The 206-nt window shown below is 55.8% G+C and carries 1 pseudogene; it reads right to left on the bottom strand.

Features of this window, described 5'->3' with window-relative positions:
• Positions 1–206 (bottom strand): annotated as a pseudogene (locus ACTHSP_RS24450) (3'-5' exonuclease); the annotation flags it as partial.

Below are 206 nucleotides of genomic sequence, written 5' to 3'. Positions count from 1 at the left end.
TCGCAATAGTCGCGGATGTCTTTCAGACGGCCTGCATGATAGGCGTCCCAAACCTTGCTGCCGTCCATGCCCAATTTACCGGGGAAGCCGCAGAGTTTGGCTATGTCGTCCAAAGGCACGCTGGCACGTGGTTGGTAGAGGGCGAGCAAATCCATCAGGTCGCAATGGCGGGTGTGGTAGCGGCTGATGTAGTTGTTCCACTTAAA

It is taken from the genome of Neisseria sp. P0001.S005, from assembly GCF_051963715.1.
This window is presented reverse-complemented; position numbering and strand designations above follow the sequence as displayed.